Genomic DNA, 16,246 nt, shown 5'->3' on the forward strand with positions numbered 1-16,246 from the left:
ATAAAAAAAGCGAACTAAAAAAGTTCGCTTTTATTGGTTTAGATTACTGATTTTTAATAGTTGTATTTTTAAACATGCAACGCTCTATCATCAGTAGCAGCTAAAGCGGCTTCTTTAACAGCCTCAGCAAATGTTGGATGCGCATGTGAGTATCTCGATATATCTTCTGCAGAGGCTCTAAACTCCATCGCTGTTACGGCTTCAGCAATTAAATCTGCACAACGTGCACCAATCATATGCACACCTAAAACTTCGTCTGTAGTTTTATCTGCTAAGATTTTTACAAAACCATCAATATCTCCACTTGCTCTAGCTCTACCTAAAGCTCTAAACGGAAACTGACCTACTTTATATTCAGTGCCCACTTCTTTAAGCTCCTCTTCTGTTTTGCCAACTGCTGCAACTTCTGGCCAGGTATAAACCACTCCCGGAATAAGGTTATAATCGATATGTGGTTTTTGACCTGCTAAAGTTTCAGCAACAAATACACCTTCTTCTTCTGCTTTATGAGCTAACATTGCGCCTTTAATTACATCTCCAATAGCGTAGATATTAGAAATATTGGTTTGTAAGTGCTTGTTAACCTCTACTTGTCCTCTATCATTCAATTTTACTCCAGCAGCTTCTACATTTAATCCATCTGTGTATGGACGACGGCCAACTGATACTAAACAATAGTCACCTTTAAATTCAACAACCTCACCTTTTTTGTTTTCGGCTTTGACGATAACCTCATCTCCTTTGCGCTCTACCGATTGAACTTTGTGAGATACCATCATATTACATTTCGCTTTCTTAAAGACTTTATTAAGCTCTTTTGATAAGCCTGCATCCATGGTTGGCAAGATTCTGTCCATGTATTCTATAACAGTAACCTCTGCTCCCAAACGACGGTATACTTGCCCAAGTTCTAAGCCAATAACTCCTCCGCCAATAATCATTAAGTGTTTTGGTACTTCTTTTAATTTTAAAGCTTCAGTAGAGGTTATAATTCGTTCTTTATCGATATTAATAAATGGCAGGTTTGAAGGCTTAGAACCTGTTGCTATAATAATATGTTTAGCTTCAATTTCGCCTGCATCTTTTCCTTCAATTTTAATATGTGTAGCATCTTTAAAAGATCCTAAGCCTTCGTAAACATCAATTTTATTCTTCTTCATTAAGAAATCTATACCACCTGTAGTTTGGTCTACAACGGCTTGTTTGCGTGCAATCATCTTTTCGAGATTCACTTTAATTTCACCTGGTATTTCTATACCGTGTTCTTCAAAATGCTTTGTAGCCTCCTCGTAGTGGTGAGATGAACTTAATAAGGCCTTACTTGGAATACAGCCCACGTTAAGACATGTGCCACCAAGCGTTGAATATTTTTCTATAATTGCAGTTTTCATGCCTAGTTGCGCACAACGTATTGCTGCTACATATCCTCCAGGTCCAGATCCTATTACTGCTACATCGTAAGAATTCATATTTTTATTTTATTTTAAATTGTAATGATAATTGAAATGCTCTGTTTTGATTTTTGGTTTCTACTCTGGTTACGTCTGTTAAACCAATATAGTAACGTAAGGATGCACTAACTTTATTAGAAATTGCATAACTGGTTCCTAGGTTAATACCAAAATCTCTATCAAAAAAATCTGTTTTTACATCTGCTAAAGAACCTGTTCCATTTTTTGCGGTAACGAGTAATCCCACTTGTGGGCCAGCATCTAGACTAAATGTTTGTGATAAAAAATACTTTACCATTACCGGCAAAGCAACATAATTTAGTCTTACTCTTTTATTGTCTCCCTCGCTCAACTCAAAACCATAAACTGTAAACATCAATTCTGGCTGTATGTTAACATCTTTAGCTATATCAATCTCCATAAAAAATCCTGCATGAAAATTAACTAAAGATGATAAATCTGATGTACCATCACCTGCTAGACTCGCAAGGTTACCACCTATTTTTATACCAACTGGATGCTGCTGTGCACTAAGATTGCCACAAACAAAAAACAATACAACAAAAAGTAGTCTCATCTATTCTTTAGTGAGTCACAAAAATACAATATAGTTTATTGAAATACTACTAAATACCTATTAAAGCCTTAGGAGGGAAATCCTAACATTTCTCCCATTCCTACTGTAAATAACCAAGAACCATAAATAGCGTGCTCTATAGAAACTAAAAGTGTAGATTTTGTTTTCTTAAACGTTAGCGCAAATAAAATGCCACCTACAAAGGTTAGCAGCATTACTAAAGTATTTTTAAAGAAGAGGTGTGCCAAAGAAAACAAGGCAGCGTTTACTAAAATAAACAAGGAGTTATTTCTAAATAAAGATTCGTAACGCTGAAAGAAAAACGTTCTGTACAGTAATTCTTGAGGGTATACTGAAAAAATGGAGTATACAAACAAAATGGCAACCCATAAAAGCGGTTTGGTCTTTATCACAACAAATAGATTTTTAGAGTCAACCAAATATATATATGCAGAGGTAGCGGCAACTATGATAAAAAGCTTTATGAAAGTGCGTTGCCAAAACTGTGTCCAATTAATATGTTGCCTTATTTTAAACTTATTGTTTTCAACCTTTAAGAGAACGAAAACGACGTAGCTAAAGCCAAGTAAACCTAAAACTAATTTGAGCCATAGCTGAAACTTTAGTACCAAACTGATTGGTATTAAAATAAAGACAATAAAAAACTCAACAAGTCTATACCTTACGCTTTGCATGCTACAATGTTATTGCTGTGGTGTGCTTTACTTCGTTAATCATAAACATACTATGTGTACTTCCAATATGATCTATATTTGTTAGCTTTTTTACCATAAAATCCCTAAAAGTTTCCATGTCGTCAACTAATACTTTTAACAAATAATCATAATCTCCACTTAGATGATAACACTCTAAAACCTCGTCTAATTTACAAACTTCTCGTTCAAATTTCATAACATAGTCTTGAGAATGCTGAACAAGCTTAACATGGCAGAAAGCAACAAAAGCTTTGTTAACTTTCATTTTATCTATTAACGCCACATAGTTTTTAATGACTCCCCTTTTCTCTAACTTTCTAATGCGCTCATACACTGCTGTAACCGAAAGCCCTAAGATATTGGAAAGCGCTTTATTAGTCTGCTTACTATCGTTCTGAAGAATTTTAAGTAATTGTTTATCTATTTTATCTAACATCTAATTAATATTTATCTAAAAAACTAATACATAGATTATAAATATAGATTATTTGCCTAATAATACTACTTAATAACAAATAATTTTCTATAAAATATAGTAACTATTGATTTTTGTTCTAAAAATAATCACATTTGTTTAAAGCAATATAAAAATATAGATATGGAATTTAAACCTGCAAACAACATACAAGATTTACAATATTTTGGAGAATTTGGTGGAGTAAATCCGTCAATTTCAGATTCTTCTACCTACACTTTTTTATCTGCAAAAACCATGTTTGACACCTTTGAAGGTAATGCAGATGGTTGTTACTTATATTCACGTCATTCCTCTCCATCAAATTTATATTTAGGTGAAGCCCTTGCTGCTATGGAAGGCACAGAAACTGCAACAGTTACCGCTTCTGGTATGGGAGCAATTACACCTGTATTAATGCAATTGTGCGAAGCTGGAGAACATATTGTAAGCAGTAGAACCATTTACGGAGGAACTTATGCTTTCTTAAAAAACTTTGCTCCAAGACTAGGTATTAATACTTCATTTGTAGACATTACTAAATTAAATGTTGTTGAAGCTGCAATTACACCAAAAACTAAAGTACTTTATTGCGAATCTGTAAGTAATCCATTGCTTGAAGTTGCTGATATTAAAGGATTGGCTGAATTGGCAAAAAAACACAATCTGAAACTAGTTGTAGACAATACATTTTCACCTTTATCTATTTCACCTGCAAAATTAGGTGCAGATATTGTAATCCATAGTTTAACAAAATTCATCAATGGTTCATCAGATACTGTTGGTGGTGTTGTTTGTGGCACCCAAGAATTTATAGACCAGCTGAGAAATGTCAATGATGGTGCAGCAATGTTATTAGGCTCAACAATGGATAGTTTGCGCTCTGCATCTGTGTTAAAAAACCTTAGAACATTACACATAAGAATGCAACAGCACAGCCATAATGCAAGCTACCTAGCTAGCAAATTTGAAAAAGATGGTCTAAAAACTGTTTATCCTGGGTTGGTCTCACATCCTTCTCATATATTGTTTAAATCCATGATGAATGATAAATATGGTTTTGGTGGCATGCTAACTATTGATGTTGGTTCATTAGACAAAGCCAATGCTTTGATGGAATTAATGCAAGAACGTAACTTAGGTTATTTGGCTGTAAGCCTAGGATTTTACAAAACCCTATTTAGTGCACCTGGTAGTTCTACATCCTCTGAAATACCAGAGGAAGAACAAGCTGAAATGGGCTTGAGCGATGGACTTATTCGTTTTTCTATAGGTTTAGACGCAGACATAGAGCGTACCTATAAAATGATGAAGGCATGTATGATTGAACTGAATATTCTTGAAGCTGAATTAGCTTAAAACTAATAAAAAAGCCCGAATTTTTATAATCGGGCTTTTTTTATTTTCCTTTTAGACGCATCCAAAGTGCTGACATTGTAAAACTAAAATCTTCTATTTCTGGCTTAAAAGGCAACATATTTAAGCGGTTATTTTCTTTAAATAATTTTAGATTAAAAATTGCTTTGTACCCCTCTTTGGTTTGCACTAACGGATATCTTAAATCTCTATACATGTATTCTTCATTCTCTAAAAATTCAACATTATAGTAATTATTGCTAAACCAAGCTAAATCCTTTACATCCTTATACTCTAAAGATGTAAGTGCTCTAATTTTTGGAATGGTTTTCCAATCCGAAAAACTTTTAGATGTATCCAATAACGAATAGAAACCTACATGATAATCATTTTCAGATTCTGCAATACCATACCAAAGAATGTTATTTAAAATTGCAGGTTGCGTACTAAATCTTGTATGGCTTATACCATTTTCTTTCAATGAAGCCTTAAAAAGATCATCAATGTAGAGCTTATTAAAAATTGTAAATAGCATATAAACAGAACTAATTCCTATACCAGCTTTCAACCAAAATCGTCGCTTTTCATTTTTACGGTTGTAAAACATCAAAACAACCATACTAAATAAAAATGGTATGGTATAAAGAGGGTCTGCTACTGCAATGTTATTAAAGGCTACTCTATAATTAGAAAATGGCGCAAACAATTGCGTACCATATGGTGTAAAACTATCTAAAACTGGATGTGTAAATAATGACCAAAAGAATAATTTTACCCAATCATAAAGATTTGTATTGTTAATTCGTTTGCCTGTGTTAAAGAGATTATAGACAAGCCACCCTAATGTAAAAGCTCCAATAATTGAAAAGAAAATGGAGTGCATAAACCCTCTATGAAAGAGCATAATATCAATCTCATTTTTGAAGAAAATGGCACCAACAAAAACATCAAGATCTGGAATTGTACCACCAATTGCACCAAAAAGTAAAGCTTTATTGCCTATTTTTTTGCCTAGAACAGCTTCACCACAAGCGGCACCTAAAACGATTTGAGTTAATGAATCCATAATTTTTAAAATACAGACGCACAAATGTACGCAAGAATTGCTATTTGCATAGCATTGATGAAAATCGTAACATTACGCAAATAAAGAATAAATACATGCAAGATAAAGACCCTGCAAATATTAAGGCTAAAGATCAAAATATTATTAATAATAAAGAGCTTAGTTTATCTGAAGCCATTATCCCTGTTGTAGTTTTAATGTGCTTATTAGCATATAACATCTTTTTTGCTGATGGAGAGATGTTTGGTGGCTATTCCAATCAATTTATTCTCTTAATAGGTGGTTTTGTAGCTTTTATTGTTGGTTTGCTAAATAAGGTTAATACGGCGACAATGGTGCAAGAAGTTTGGGAAAACCTAAAAAGTGTTTTTGTGCCTATAATGATTTTACTCTTGGTGGGAGCACTAGCAGGAACTTGGCTAATAAGCGGAGTCATTCCTGCCATGGTGTACTACGGCTTAAAAGTATTAAGCCCAGAGATCTTCTTACCAGCATCTGTAGTAATTGCTGCAGTTATCTCTATTGCAACAGGAAGTTCTTGGACAACTTCTGCAACGGTTGGTATTGCACTAATTGGTATAGGCACAGCACTAGGTATTAATCCAGGAATTATTGCAGGAGCAGTAATCTCTGGCGCTTACTTTGGCGATAAAATGTCGCCATTAAGCGACACTACAAACTTAGCTCCTGCAATGGCAGGAACTGATTTGTTTACGCACATTAAATATATGACTTACACCACAGTACCAACCATACTTATTACTTTAGCCGTTTTTTCTGTAATTAGTTTTTCCATTGAAACTTCTGGAAGCTCAGATACAGAATTTCTACTTGGCACAATAAAACAATATTTTAATATTACACCTTGGTTATTCTTGGTTCCTATCGCTGTAGTTGGTTTAATATTACTAAAAACTAAACCGCTAGTAGCTCTAGGATCAGGCGTAGTTTTAGCCATTATTTTTGCCTCTATTTTTCAACAAAACCTTATATCAGAAATCAGTACGTCCGCTTCAGAAACTTTAGTCAATTCTGTTTTTACTGATACCAATATTACCATTTCAAATAAAGACTATAAAGCTGCATTATCTGCGTCTGATATTGATAAAATCAAAAATGACAAAACATTAAGCAACCTATTCACAGACGATGACTTAAAAGGTGTATTTACCAAAGAAAAGTTAGAAATATTTTTTTCTACCGATTATAAAGATACTCCTACGATAAAACATAAAGCTGAAAGTTTAGATAAACTCATAACGATCAAAAGACTCCAAAAACTTTTTAGTGCTGGCGGTATGAAAGGTATGCTTTGGACCATATATCTTATTATTTGCGCCATGGTTTTTGGCGGCATAATGGATGGTATAGGCGCATTGTCTAGAATAACAAAAAAATTATTATCTGTTGCCAATACAATTTTTGGATTATTTGCAAGTACAGTGGTCAGTTGTCTAGGTTTAAATGTAATAGCCTCAGATCAATACCTCGCACTTGTTATTCCCGGAAAAATGTTCAAAAAGGCCTATGAAGACAAAGGACTTGCACCAGAAAACCTCAGCAGAACACTTGAGGATTCTGGTACAGTAACTTCTGTTTTAATCCCTTGGAATACATGTGGCGCATATCAAAGTGGTGTTTTAGGCGTAGGCGTTGGCGAGTATTTCGTATATGCTATTTTTAATTGGTTAAGCCCTTTTACTACTTTACTATTTGCTGCATTCAGAATTAAGATTAAATATTTATTAAAAAAGTAAAAATTTATTATTCAAGTAAAATCGAACTATTTTAATAAGTTCGTATTTTATACACTTCTATTTTATCATTATTACAAATTTAGAGGCACTTTTTTGAAGCCATATACTTACACTATAACCTTATTGATTTATAATAAATAATTACTATAAAAACTTACTTGCCTATTGGGTATTTTTGTGTTAAATCAATAATAAACTAAATAAAAATACAATGGCATTTGTAGGAAAACAATTCCCAGATTTAAACGTAAACGCAATGAACGAAATGGGTGATACTTTTAAACTCAACGTTCTTGAAGAAGCAAAAAACAACAATAAAAAAGTAGTATTATTCTGGTATCCAAAAGATTTCACTTTTGTTTGTCCAACAGAATTACATGCATTTCAAGCTGCATTAGGTGAATTTGAAAAACGCAACACAATAGTTATTGGAGCATCTTGTGACACTGCAGAAGTTCATTTTGCATGGTTAAGCACTGCTAGAGATAATGGTGGAATCGAAGGAGTAACATATCCGCTTTTGGCCGATTCTAACAGAAACTTAGCCTCTACGCTTGGTATTTTAGATATCTCTAACGAAATTTATAATGAAAAAACTGGTGTGGTAACTGTAGATGGAGACAACGTTACTTACAGAGCAACTTACATTATTGATGAAGAAGGTATCGTACAACACGAAAGCATAAATAACATGCCTCTTGGTAGAAATGTAAATGAGTACTTAAGAATCATCGATGCTTTAACTCACGTACAAGAAAAAGGAGAAGTTTGTCCTGCAAATTGGGAAGAAGGCAAAGAAGCTATGCAAGCTAATGCTCAAGGTACAAAAGAGTATTTAAAAGCACACTTAAACTAATTATTAGATATGATTCAAGAATTAGATCAAGACAATTTACAAAGTTTAGTTTCCGAAAATGATACTGTTGTTGTACAATACTCAGCAACATGGTGTGGAAACTGCCGAATAATGAAGCCAAAGTTCAAGAAATTAGCAACAGAGAACGAAAACGTAAAATTTATTGTCGCTGATGCTGAAAAATTTCCTGAAAGTAGAAAGTTAGCAACAGTAGATAACTTACCTACATTTGCTACTTTTAAAAATGGTGAGTTCAAAAATCAAGTACAAACTAACAAGTTCGATGTTTTAAAAGAACTTGTTAATGAAGTTATTTAATTATGAAATTACCAGTAATAAAACAATTAACCCAGTTTATCGAAGATAACGATGAAGACTACGTAGTAGAAACAATAGAAACCTTAGAAAACCTAACCGAAGTTCCGTCTTTAAAAGATGAAGAGTTAGATGTTATAGGTGAATTAATTTCTAATATGTATGGTGCAATTGAAGTGCATAAAATGGTAAAAGATGGCACACCAAAAAAGGAAGCTTTAAATACTTTTATGTCTCGTGTTCTTGGATCTATCGATAAATAGAACTGTTAATTGAAAAAGAAAAATATAAAAACCACTTCAGTTGAAGTGGTTTTTTTTTACCTCTATTTTAATATTTCTATTATATCATTTAAGCTTTTTTCCTCAGCATAATCTAAAGCATTTTTACCATCACTATCTTTAATAGCTTTATCAGCATCATGCTTTAGTAAAGTTTCTACAATAATTTTTTGATTGTACTGCGTAGCAAAGGATAATGCAGTTGTTCCGTTCTTATTCTGAATATTTACATTAGCATTATGAGCTAATAGTAAATCTACCAAATCTTTATTTCCCTTAAAACTTACACCAATCAGGGCTGTATTTCCAGAGGCATCTTGTGCGTCAATATTCGATCCCTTTTCAATCAGTAGTTTTGCAATCTCTTCTTGACCAAAATAGGTTGCAAATATTAACGGAGTAAATCCTCTTGCATCTTTAATATTGGCCAAATCTGGATTTCTATTTAACTGAAGTCCTAAATTTTCAATATTGCCTATTTGTATCGTTCTAAAAAATAGTTCTTGCTCGTTCATTTTTATGTTTTCATTAAAAAAGGAATGTGCTAGATTATAGCACATTCCTTCTTTTAGTTGCATTTTGCTATTAATCGATTATTTCTTTAAATCAAATCTATCAGCGTTCATAACTTTAGTCCAAGCTGCTACAAAATCGTTTACAAACTTTTCTTCTGCATCATCGGCAGCATAAACTTCACAAACTGCTCTTAATTCTGTATTAGAACCAAATATTAGGTCTGCACGAGTTCCTGTAAATTTCACTTCGCCTGTTCTACGATCTCTACCTTCAAAGTGTGTTTCATCTTCTGATGTTGCACTCCATGTGTAAGTCATGTCAACTAAGTTCTTAAAGAAGTCATTAGTTAGATGACCTACATTATCAGTAAACACTCCATGTTTAGAAGAATCATAGTTTGCGCCAAGCACACGCATACCACCAACAAGAACAGTCATTTCTGGAATAGATAATGCCATTAAGTTAGCTTTATCCACTAATAAGTCTTCAGCCTTAACATCTAGGTTAGCATTCATATAGTTTCTAAATCCATCACCAAGAGGTTTTAAATAATTGAATTGCTCAATATCGGTTTGTTCTTGTGTGGCATCACCTCTACCTTGCGCAAATGGTACTGACACATTATGACCTGCTTTACTCGCAGCTTCTTCAATTGCAGCATTACCAGCCAATACAATTAAATCTGCCATAGAAACCGTACCTTTAAATTCGTTCTGAATACCTTCAAGAACATTTAAAACTTTATCTAATTCTTTAGGATTATTTACTTTCCAACTTCTTTGAGGCTCTAGTCTTACACGTGCGCCATTTGCACCACCACGCTTATCTGTATCTCTATACGTTGAAGCTGAAGCCCAAGCCGTTCTTACCAGTTCTGGTATACTCAATCCAGATGCTAAAATCATTTTCTTTAATGATTCAATATCTGAATCACTTAATGTATAATCCACTTTAGGTATTGGGTCTTGCCATAGCAATTGTTCTTTAGGCACTTCTGGACCGAGGTAACGATCAATAGGTCCCATATCTCTATGTGTAAGTTTGTACCATGCACGAGCAAAAGCATCCTCAAATGCTTTGTGATCTTTATGAAACTTTTGAGATATTTTTAAGTACTCTGGATCCATCTTTAAAGCAATATCAGCAGTAGTCATCATTAAGGCTTGTTTTCCATTCGGGTCACCAGCTTTTGGCGCCATACGCGCTTTAGATTCTGCTGTTGGTGTCCATTGATGCGCACCTGCAGGGCTTTTTGTTAACTCCCAATCGTAATTTAAAAGTACATCAAAATAATCGGCATCCCATTGTGTTGGGTTTGGTGTCCAAGCACCTTCAATTCCGCTTGTTATCGCATCCTCTAAGACACCACTCTTATAAGTGTTTTTCCAACCTTGACTCATTTCTGCCATTGGTGCACCATGAGGCTCTGCGCCAACATATTGCCCAGGATCCGCCGCACCATGTGCTTTTCCAAAAGTATGTCCTCCTGCAACTAATGCCACAGTTTCTTCATCATTCATAGCCATACGCCCAAAAGTTTCTCTTACATCGTGAGCTGAACCTATAGGATCTGGTTTACCGTCTGGACCTTCAGGGTTAACGTAAATCCAACCCATCATCACTGCTGCAAGAGGGTCTTCTAAATCGCGCTCGGCATAATTATCGTTATTACCATAACGATCATTGTTGGCTCCCCATTCTGTTTCGCTTCCCCAATATATATCCTGTTCTGGCTCCCAAATATCTTCTCTACCACCTGCAAAACCAAAGGTTGGGAATCCCATTGATTCTAAAGCTACATTACCAGCTAAAATCATTAAATCTGCCCAAGAGATTTTGTTACCATATTTCTTTTTTATTGGCCATAACAACAACCTTGCTTTATCCAAATTTCCGTTGTCTGGCCAGCTATTAATTGGCGCAAATCGTTGATTACCTGTACCTGCACCACCTCGTCCATCACCAACTCTGTATGTACCTGCACTATGCCAAGCCATTCTAATCATAAAACCTCCATAATGCCCATAATCTGCAGGCCACCAGTCTTGTGAATCGGTCATTAGTTTTGTTAAATCTTGTTTTAATTCCTCGTAGTTAATACTGTTAAATGCTTTTGCGTAATCAAAATCTTCACCTAATGGATTAGACTTAGAGGCGTGTTGTCTTAAAATATTTAGTTTTAATTCGTTAGGCCACCAATCTCTGTTTCTTACTCCGCCTCCTCCGACAGTATTTTGTTTACCACTTAAAAAAGGGCACTTGCTAGCATCGCTTTCATTAAGCCCTGTCTTATTGTTATCCATTTTTTTTATTTTTTAATTAATTTTTCCTTTATAAAATTATGAAATTAAGTAGTGCCAACTCGTTAAAAACATATTATCTATTTATTTTTTTATAGACATTATCTATAATATAATTATTTGGAATTATTTTAAACAATAGAAATCCATCTTCTTTTGTTTAATTTATAAGACGTTTTAATGAACTTTATACATAAAATGCTAAACACAAGTGTTAAAGACTTGGATTGAAAAAGAATGATTATTAATTTTAGAAATAAAAGCGCTTATGTTATTGAAAAACGTAAACCTTGAAGAAAAAATCCAAAAGCTTAAAAACAAAAGCTTTTCCGAAGATGATATCTTAACTGCTGTAAAGGATATATTAAAAGAAGATGGCAAAAAAGACGATGAAGTTTTGAAAACGTTATCTGGTCGTAACACGGCTTCTACAAACGCTTTTAATGTAGACTTATTAGAAACTAACAACATCTATCACATTGATCAAATTAAAAAAATGTGTGTAGATTATAGATTACGTTTTTTAGACAGCAGGTTTTTTAAAGCCAAATTGCCTTACGAAGCCATTTCTAAGATTAAGCAGCTAGAAAAAGAACATGGCACAGTATTAAATGGATTTAAAATAATGGCTCCCTCTAAGTTGTTTAAGCTAGAAAATTACGATGACCCTTTACTGTTTGCTCCCATAGGTAATGGCTACTATTATCTTATCCACAAATGGGGAAATGATTTAAGTCCATTTAGAAAATTATTAGCTTGGCCATTTAAACATTTTGAAAATTTTGTTTTTTGCGTCTTTATTTTAAGTATGCTTTTAACAGGATTAGTACCCGATGGTACTTTTCATGGTGAAAAAACCTCTGAAAATGCTGGCGTTATATTTTTGTTTATGTTTAAATCTCTAGTTGCTGTAACACTATACTATGGGTATTTATCCGGAAAAAACTTTAGTGTTTCAGTTTGGGACAGTAAATATTACAACAATTAATTGGTGTAACTTTTTGAAGTTTTTTGTAACTTATTAAAATATAAAATTTGGTTTGGTATGAACACTTCAGAATACAGTAAAATATACGAGGGTAATTTTGTTTTAATTACCAGAATTAAAAGCGAACTAGAAAGCAATGGTATTAATCCTATCATTAAAGATGAAGGCGAGTCTCAACGGCTAGCTGGTTACGGCTCGCTTAATCAAGGTTTCCAAGAGATCTATGTTAATAATGAAGAATTAGACAAGGCACTTGCTATCGTAGAAGTAGTTAAAGCTGAGATGGAGGCTGATTCTTAGTATGCAGTACTAAGTACTAAGTAAATCAGTCGTTCAGTTACTAAACTATTAAGCCTCAACAGCATACATTTTCTCACGCTGTTCCTTTATCTTTTTGTCGCTCATGTATTCATCAAATGTCATGTAACGATCTATAACTCCATTTGGTGTAAGCTCTATAATTCTGTTTCCTACCGTTTGTGCAAACTCGTGATCGTGCGTGGTTAGCAATACAGTGCCTTTAAAGTTTTTAAGCGCATTGTTAAATGCGGTAATACTCTCAAGATCTAAGTGGTTTGTTGGTTCATCTACCATAACAACGTTAGCTCTCATCATCATCATTCGGCTAAGCATACAACGTACTTTTTCACCACCAGATAATACATCTGCAGTTTTTAGGGCTTCTTCACCACTAAATATCATTTTCCCCAAGAAACCTCTTATGTAGACTTCTTCCCGCTCTTCTTCAGTAGTTGCCCATTGACGTAACCAATCAACTAAAGTTAACTTGTTATCAAAATACTCACTGTTATCTAGTGGCAAGTACGATTGTGTTGTTGTAACTCCCCAAGAAAATTTTCCTTCATCTGGGTTTTGCTTGCCGTTTATAATTTCATAAAACGCAGTAGAGGCTCTGGAGTCTTTAGAACAAATAACAACCTTATCGCCTTTTGCAAGGTTAATGTCTATATCTTTAAATAACACTTCGCCATCAATACTTGCTGCTAAACCCTCTACATTTAAAATCTGATCACCAGCTTCACGCTCACGCTCAAAAATTATTGCAGGATATCGACGACTGCTAGGCTTAATGTCTGCAATATTTAGTTTATCAATCATCTTCTTTCTACTTGTTGCTTGCTTGGATTTCGCAACATTTGCAGAAAAACGACGTATAAATTCTTCTAATTCTTTCTTCTTTTCTTCAGCCTTTTTGTTTTGTTGTGCACGCTGTTTGGCAGCTAACTGAGACGACTCGTACCAAAAGGTATAGTTACCGGAATAGTGATTTATTTTTCCGAAATCTATGTCCGAGATATGCGTACAAACGGCATCCAAGAAGTGACGGTCGTGAGACACTACAATAACACAATTGTCATAATGAGCTAAGAAATTCTCTAACCAAGAGATAGTTTCATAATCCAAATCGTTGGTAGGCTCATCCATAATCAATACGTCAGGATTTCCAAATAAAGCCTGTGCTAATAACACACGTACTTTTTGCTTACCATCTAAGTCTCCCATTAAGGAATAATGTAAGTCTTCCTTAATCCCTAGGTTAGATAGCATGGCAGCGGCATCACTATCAGCATTCCAGCCGTTCATTTCTTCAAACTCCACTTGGAGCTCTCCAATTTTCTCAGCATTTTCATCTGAGTAATCTGCATATAAGGCGTCTATTTGGGTTTTTAACTTATACAATGGTTTATTACCCTTAAGAACCGTTTCTAAAACAGTATCCTCGTCGTGCTTATTATGATTTTGCTCCAGTACAGACATACGCTTGCCTGGCTCTAAATGTACATGACCTGAAGTTGGATCCATTTTTCCTGCTAAAATCTTCAAAAAAGTAGATTTTCCTGCACCATTAGCACCAATAATTCCATAACAATTACCATTATTAAAAGTGGTGTTTACTTCATCAAAAAGGATACGTTTTCCAAATTGAACAGATAGATTAGAAACTGATAACATAACTTACAATTTTAGTCTTTTTAGCCTTTTGTTAATTAAAGGCATTTTTTGAGAGTGCAAAAGTAGAAAAATTAAGCGATTGAGCGAAATAAATGGTTGCTATAACAAGATTTAACTAGGTATTAACAAGACTTCATGTTATCATCATATATTTTTGTTTGCAAACTGTAGTAAAATCCCCATGCTATTTAGATTTATTGTACTTTCACTCTTTATGCTTATCACTGTTGGTTGCAAGGTAAACACTAACAATAGTGATGAATATGCCTATATTGGAGGTGAAATTATTAATCCTAAAAACAACAACGTTATCTTGTACAACACTAAAGGAAAAGTTGTTGATTCTGTAACACTAGATAGTAATAATAGGTTTATTTACAAAATTGAAAATCTAGATCCTGGATTACACTCTTTTACACATGGTGGTGAATATCAACTTATTCTTTTAGAACCTAATGATAGTGTTATGTTTAGATTAAACACGTACGATTTTGACGAATCTCTCGTGTTTACTGGCGAAGGAGCTCGAAAAAACAATTATCTTATTGACACGTATTTAGCTAACGAACAACACGCTAAAAAATTGGTACATTATGCCAAAATGGATCCTGAGGAATTTAACGCATTTATAGATGAAAGACGCAACAAAGAACTAACAAAATTTCAAAACTTCTTATTAGACAAGGACGAATCTGAATTATTTAAGTCTATTATTGAAACCAATATTAACTACAATTCTTACGCGGATAAGGAGATATATCCATTTGCGTACTTCGGAAACAATAAGCTTATACATATAAAGGATTTACCAGAAGATTTCTATACACACAGAAAATCTGTTGATTACAATGCTACCCATCTCAGTCACTTATATGCTTACAATCGATTTTTATTTTCTCATATCGATAATCTAGCAGCGCAGAACTATTATAAGAAGCATAATTTTCATAGTGCCTTTGATAGACATGCTATGGAATACAATAAGTCTAAGTTAGATTTAATTGACAGTATTATTTCTGATGAAACGATTAAGAATAATCTTTTAAAATATAAAACCAGAGATTTTGTAAGCTACAACCATACTGAAGCCGAAGCTGATGAAATCTTGAACTATTATCTACCAAAAAGCACCAACGAAGAGGATAAGGAAAGTATTAAAGAGCTTGTTTGTTCGCTCAAGCTTTTAAGGCAAGGTAACCCTATTCCTAATCTAGAAATTGTAAATTATGACAATACTGAACACAACCTTAATTCGATAATAGAAAAGCCTACTATTATTTATTTTTGGTCATCTAATTCTAAAATGCAGTACAGAAACAGTCATTATAAAGTTAAGAGTTTAAAAAACGTATTCCCTCAGGTGGAATTTGTTTCAATTAATCTTAATGCTAACGACGATAAATCTTGGAAAAGCATTATAAATAATTACGATTTTCCAACTGAAAATGAGTATAAATTTAAATATCCTGTAAAAGCAAGAAAAGTACTGGCGGTTAATTATCTTAATAAAGCCATTATAGTTAACGAGAACGGAATGATTTTACACCCTAATGTTAATATTTTTAAATCTGATTTTACAGAAATGCTTGGAGATATGTTGCAAAAAAAACACCTCATTGCTAAACAATAAGGTGTCTGC

General features: G+C 33.8%; 16 protein-coding genes. 8 read left to right on the top strand and 8 right to left on the bottom strand.

Annotation, left to right across the window (positions count from 1 at the left end; genetic code table 11):
- Positions 1-68 precede the first annotated feature (68 nt).
- From lpdA to BWZ20_RS03305, 4 genes are all read right to left on the bottom strand, one after another.
- On the bottom strand, positions 69-1,469 hold the full coding sequence (gene lpdA, locus BWZ20_RS03290; RefSeq protein WP_076616252.1) for a dihydrolipoyl dehydrogenase: 1,401 nt from the start codon (positions 1,467-1,469) through the stop codon (positions 69-71).
- 4 nt (positions 1,470-1,473) lie between these two features.
- On the bottom strand, positions 1,474-2,028 hold the full coding sequence (locus tag BWZ20_RS03295) for a porin family protein (protein WP_076616256.1): 555 nt from the start codon (positions 2,026-2,028) through the stop codon (positions 1,474-1,476).
- 68 nt (positions 2,029-2,096) lie between these two features.
- A complete protein-coding gene (locus BWZ20_RS15440) occupies positions 2,097-2,441 on the bottom strand; it encodes a CPBP family intramembrane glutamic endopeptidase (protein ID WP_232217137.1) in 345 nt (114 codons plus the stop codon).
- Positions 2,442-2,724: 283 nt separating this feature from the next.
- Entirely contained in the window at positions 2,725-3,180 is a 456-nt protein-coding gene (locus BWZ20_RS03305) for an Lrp/AsnC family transcriptional regulator (protein WP_076616264.1), read from the bottom strand.
- A gap of 162 nt (positions 3,181-3,342) precedes the next feature.
- Here BWZ20_RS03305 and BWZ20_RS03310 point away from each other — a divergent pair, with 162 nt between their 5' ends.
- On the top strand, positions 3,343-4,557 hold the full coding sequence (locus BWZ20_RS03310) for an aminotransferase class I/II-fold pyridoxal phosphate-dependent enzyme (RefSeq protein WP_076616267.1): 1,215 nt from the start codon (positions 3,343-3,345) through the stop codon (positions 4,555-4,557).
- Between the two features lie 40 nt (positions 4,558-4,597).
- Here the strand turns inward: BWZ20_RS03310 and BWZ20_RS03315 are convergent, their stop codons facing one another.
- A complete protein-coding gene (locus BWZ20_RS03315) occupies positions 4,598-5,620 on the bottom strand; it encodes a metal-dependent hydrolase (protein WP_076616271.1) in 1,023 nt (340 codons plus the stop codon).
- 95 nt (positions 5,621-5,715) lie between these two features.
- On the opposite strand from BWZ20_RS03315, the gene BWZ20_RS03320 reads away from it, so the two are divergent.
- The 4 genes from BWZ20_RS03320 (at position 5,716) to BWZ20_RS03335 (ending at position 8,811) form a co-directional block, all read left to right on the top strand.
- Complete coding sequence (locus BWZ20_RS03320; protein WP_076616275.1) at positions 5,716-7,377, top strand: Na+/H+ antiporter NhaC family protein; 1,662 nt, start codon at positions 5,716-5,718, stop codon at positions 7,375-7,377.
- A 211-nt stretch (positions 7,378-7,588) separates the two neighbouring features.
- Positions 7,589-8,233: a peroxiredoxin gene (locus tag BWZ20_RS03325; RefSeq protein WP_076616278.1), complete on the top strand. Its 645-nt coding sequence runs from the start codon at positions 7,589-7,591 to the stop codon at positions 8,231-8,233.
- A gap of 9 nt (positions 8,234-8,242) precedes the next feature.
- Positions 8,243-8,551, top strand: a complete 309-nt coding sequence (locus tag BWZ20_RS03330) for a thioredoxin family protein (protein ID WP_076616282.1) — start codon at positions 8,243-8,245, stop codon at positions 8,549-8,551.
- Between the two features lie 2 nt (positions 8,552-8,553).
- Positions 8,554-8,811 (top strand): DUF6952 family protein, encoded by a 258-nt coding sequence (locus tag BWZ20_RS03335; RefSeq protein WP_076616286.1) that lies wholly within the window; start codon positions 8,554-8,556, stop codon positions 8,809-8,811.
- Between the two features lie 62 nt (positions 8,812-8,873).
- On the opposite strand, the gene BWZ20_RS03340 is transcribed toward BWZ20_RS03335, so the two are convergent.
- Together BWZ20_RS03340 and katG are read right to left on the bottom strand one after the other, a co-directional pair.
- Entirely contained in the window at positions 8,874-9,407 is a 534-nt protein-coding gene (locus tag BWZ20_RS03340) for an ankyrin repeat domain-containing protein (protein ID WP_232217138.1), read from the bottom strand.
- A 15-nt stretch (positions 9,408-9,422) separates the two neighbouring features.
- Positions 9,423-11,648, bottom strand: coding sequence for a catalase/peroxidase HPI (katG, locus tag BWZ20_RS03345; RefSeq protein WP_076616289.1), 2,226 nt, complete (start codon positions 11,646-11,648; stop codon positions 9,423-9,425).
- A gap of 265 nt (positions 11,649-11,913) precedes the next feature.
- Here katG and BWZ20_RS03350 point away from each other — a divergent pair, with 265 nt between their 5' ends.
- A complete protein-coding gene (locus BWZ20_RS03350; RefSeq protein ID WP_076616292.1) occupies positions 11,914-12,633 on the top strand; it encodes a hypothetical protein in 720 nt (239 codons plus the stop codon).
- A gap of 57 nt (positions 12,634-12,690) precedes the next feature.
- Positions 12,691-12,933 carry a putative signal transducing protein gene (locus BWZ20_RS03355; RefSeq protein WP_076616295.1) on the top strand — a complete coding sequence of 81 codons (243 nt, stop codon included), beginning with the start codon at positions 12,691-12,693 and terminating at the stop codon, positions 12,931-12,933.
- A 48-nt stretch (positions 12,934-12,981) separates the two neighbouring features.
- On the opposite strand, the gene BWZ20_RS03360 is transcribed toward BWZ20_RS03355, so the two are convergent.
- The gene (locus BWZ20_RS03360; protein ID WP_076616298.1) at positions 12,982-14,607 is read right to left on the bottom strand and encodes an ABC-F family ATP-binding cassette domain-containing protein; all 1,626 of its coding nucleotides are present in this window, start codon (positions 14,605-14,607) and stop codon (positions 12,982-12,984) included.
- Positions 14,608-14,788: 181 nt separating this feature from the next.
- Here BWZ20_RS03360 and BWZ20_RS03365 point away from each other — a divergent pair, with 181 nt between their 5' ends.
- On the top strand, positions 14,789-16,237 hold the full coding sequence (locus tag BWZ20_RS03365) for a TlpA family protein disulfide reductase (RefSeq protein WP_083677145.1): 1,449 nt from the start codon (positions 14,789-14,791) through the stop codon (positions 16,235-16,237).
- Positions 16,238-16,246: the final 9 nt, after the last annotated feature.

This window comes from Winogradskyella sp. J14-2 (genome assembly GCF_001971725.1).
In the GTDB taxonomy this organism is placed as follows: Bacteria; Bacteroidota; Bacteroidia; order Flavobacteriales; family Flavobacteriaceae; genus Winogradskyella.

Bases quoted from the DNA above. Each gene is read 5' to 3' on its own strand.
- katG (WP_076616289.1), bottom strand. From the start codon at position 11,648: ATGGATAACAATAAGACAGGGCTTAATGAAAGCGATGCTAGCAAGTGC.
- BWZ20_RS03325 (WP_076616278.1), top strand. From the start codon at position 7,589: ATGGCATTTGTAGGAAAACAATTCCCAGATTTAAACGTAAACGCAATG.
- BWZ20_RS03320 (WP_076616275.1), top strand. From the start codon at position 5,716: ATGCAAGATAAAGACCCTGCAAATATTAAGGCTAAAGATCAAAATATT.
- BWZ20_RS03360 (WP_076616298.1), bottom strand. From the start codon at position 14,607: ATGTTATCAGTTTCTAATCTATCTGTTCAATTTGGAAAACGTATCCTT.
- BWZ20_RS03350 (WP_076616292.1), top strand. From the start codon at position 11,914: ATGTTATTGAAAAACGTAAACCTTGAAGAAAAAATCCAAAAGCTTAAA.
- BWZ20_RS03330 (WP_076616282.1), top strand. From the start codon at position 8,243: ATGATTCAAGAATTAGATCAAGACAATTTACAAAGTTTAGTTTCCGAA.
- BWZ20_RS03335 (WP_076616286.1), top strand. From the start codon at position 8,554: ATGAAATTACCAGTAATAAAACAATTAACCCAGTTTATCGAAGATAAC.
- BWZ20_RS03295 (WP_076616256.1), bottom strand. From the start codon at position 2,028: ATGAGACTACTTTTTGTTGTATTGTTTTTTGTTTGTGGCAATCTTAGT.
- BWZ20_RS03315 (WP_076616271.1), bottom strand. From the start codon at position 5,620: ATGGATTCATTAACTCAAATCGTTTTAGGTGCCGCTTGTGGTGAAGCT.
- BWZ20_RS03310 (WP_076616267.1), top strand. From the start codon at position 3,343: ATGGAATTTAAACCTGCAAACAACATACAAGATTTACAATATTTTGGA.
- BWZ20_RS03340 (WP_232217138.1), bottom strand. From the start codon at position 9,407: ATGCAACTAAAAGAAGGAATGTGCTATAATCTAGCACATTCCTTTTTT.
- lpdA (WP_076616252.1), bottom strand. From the start codon at position 1,469: ATGAATTCTTACGATGTAGCAGTAATAGGATCTGGACCTGGAGGATAT.
- BWZ20_RS03305 (WP_076616264.1), bottom strand. From the start codon at position 3,180: ATGTTAGATAAAATAGATAAACAATTACTTAAAATTCTTCAGAACGAT.
- BWZ20_RS03355 (WP_076616295.1), top strand. From the start codon at position 12,691: ATGAACACTTCAGAATACAGTAAAATATACGAGGGTAATTTTGTTTTA.
- BWZ20_RS03365 (WP_083677145.1), top strand. From the start codon at position 14,789: ATGCTATTTAGATTTATTGTACTTTCACTCTTTATGCTTATCACTGTT.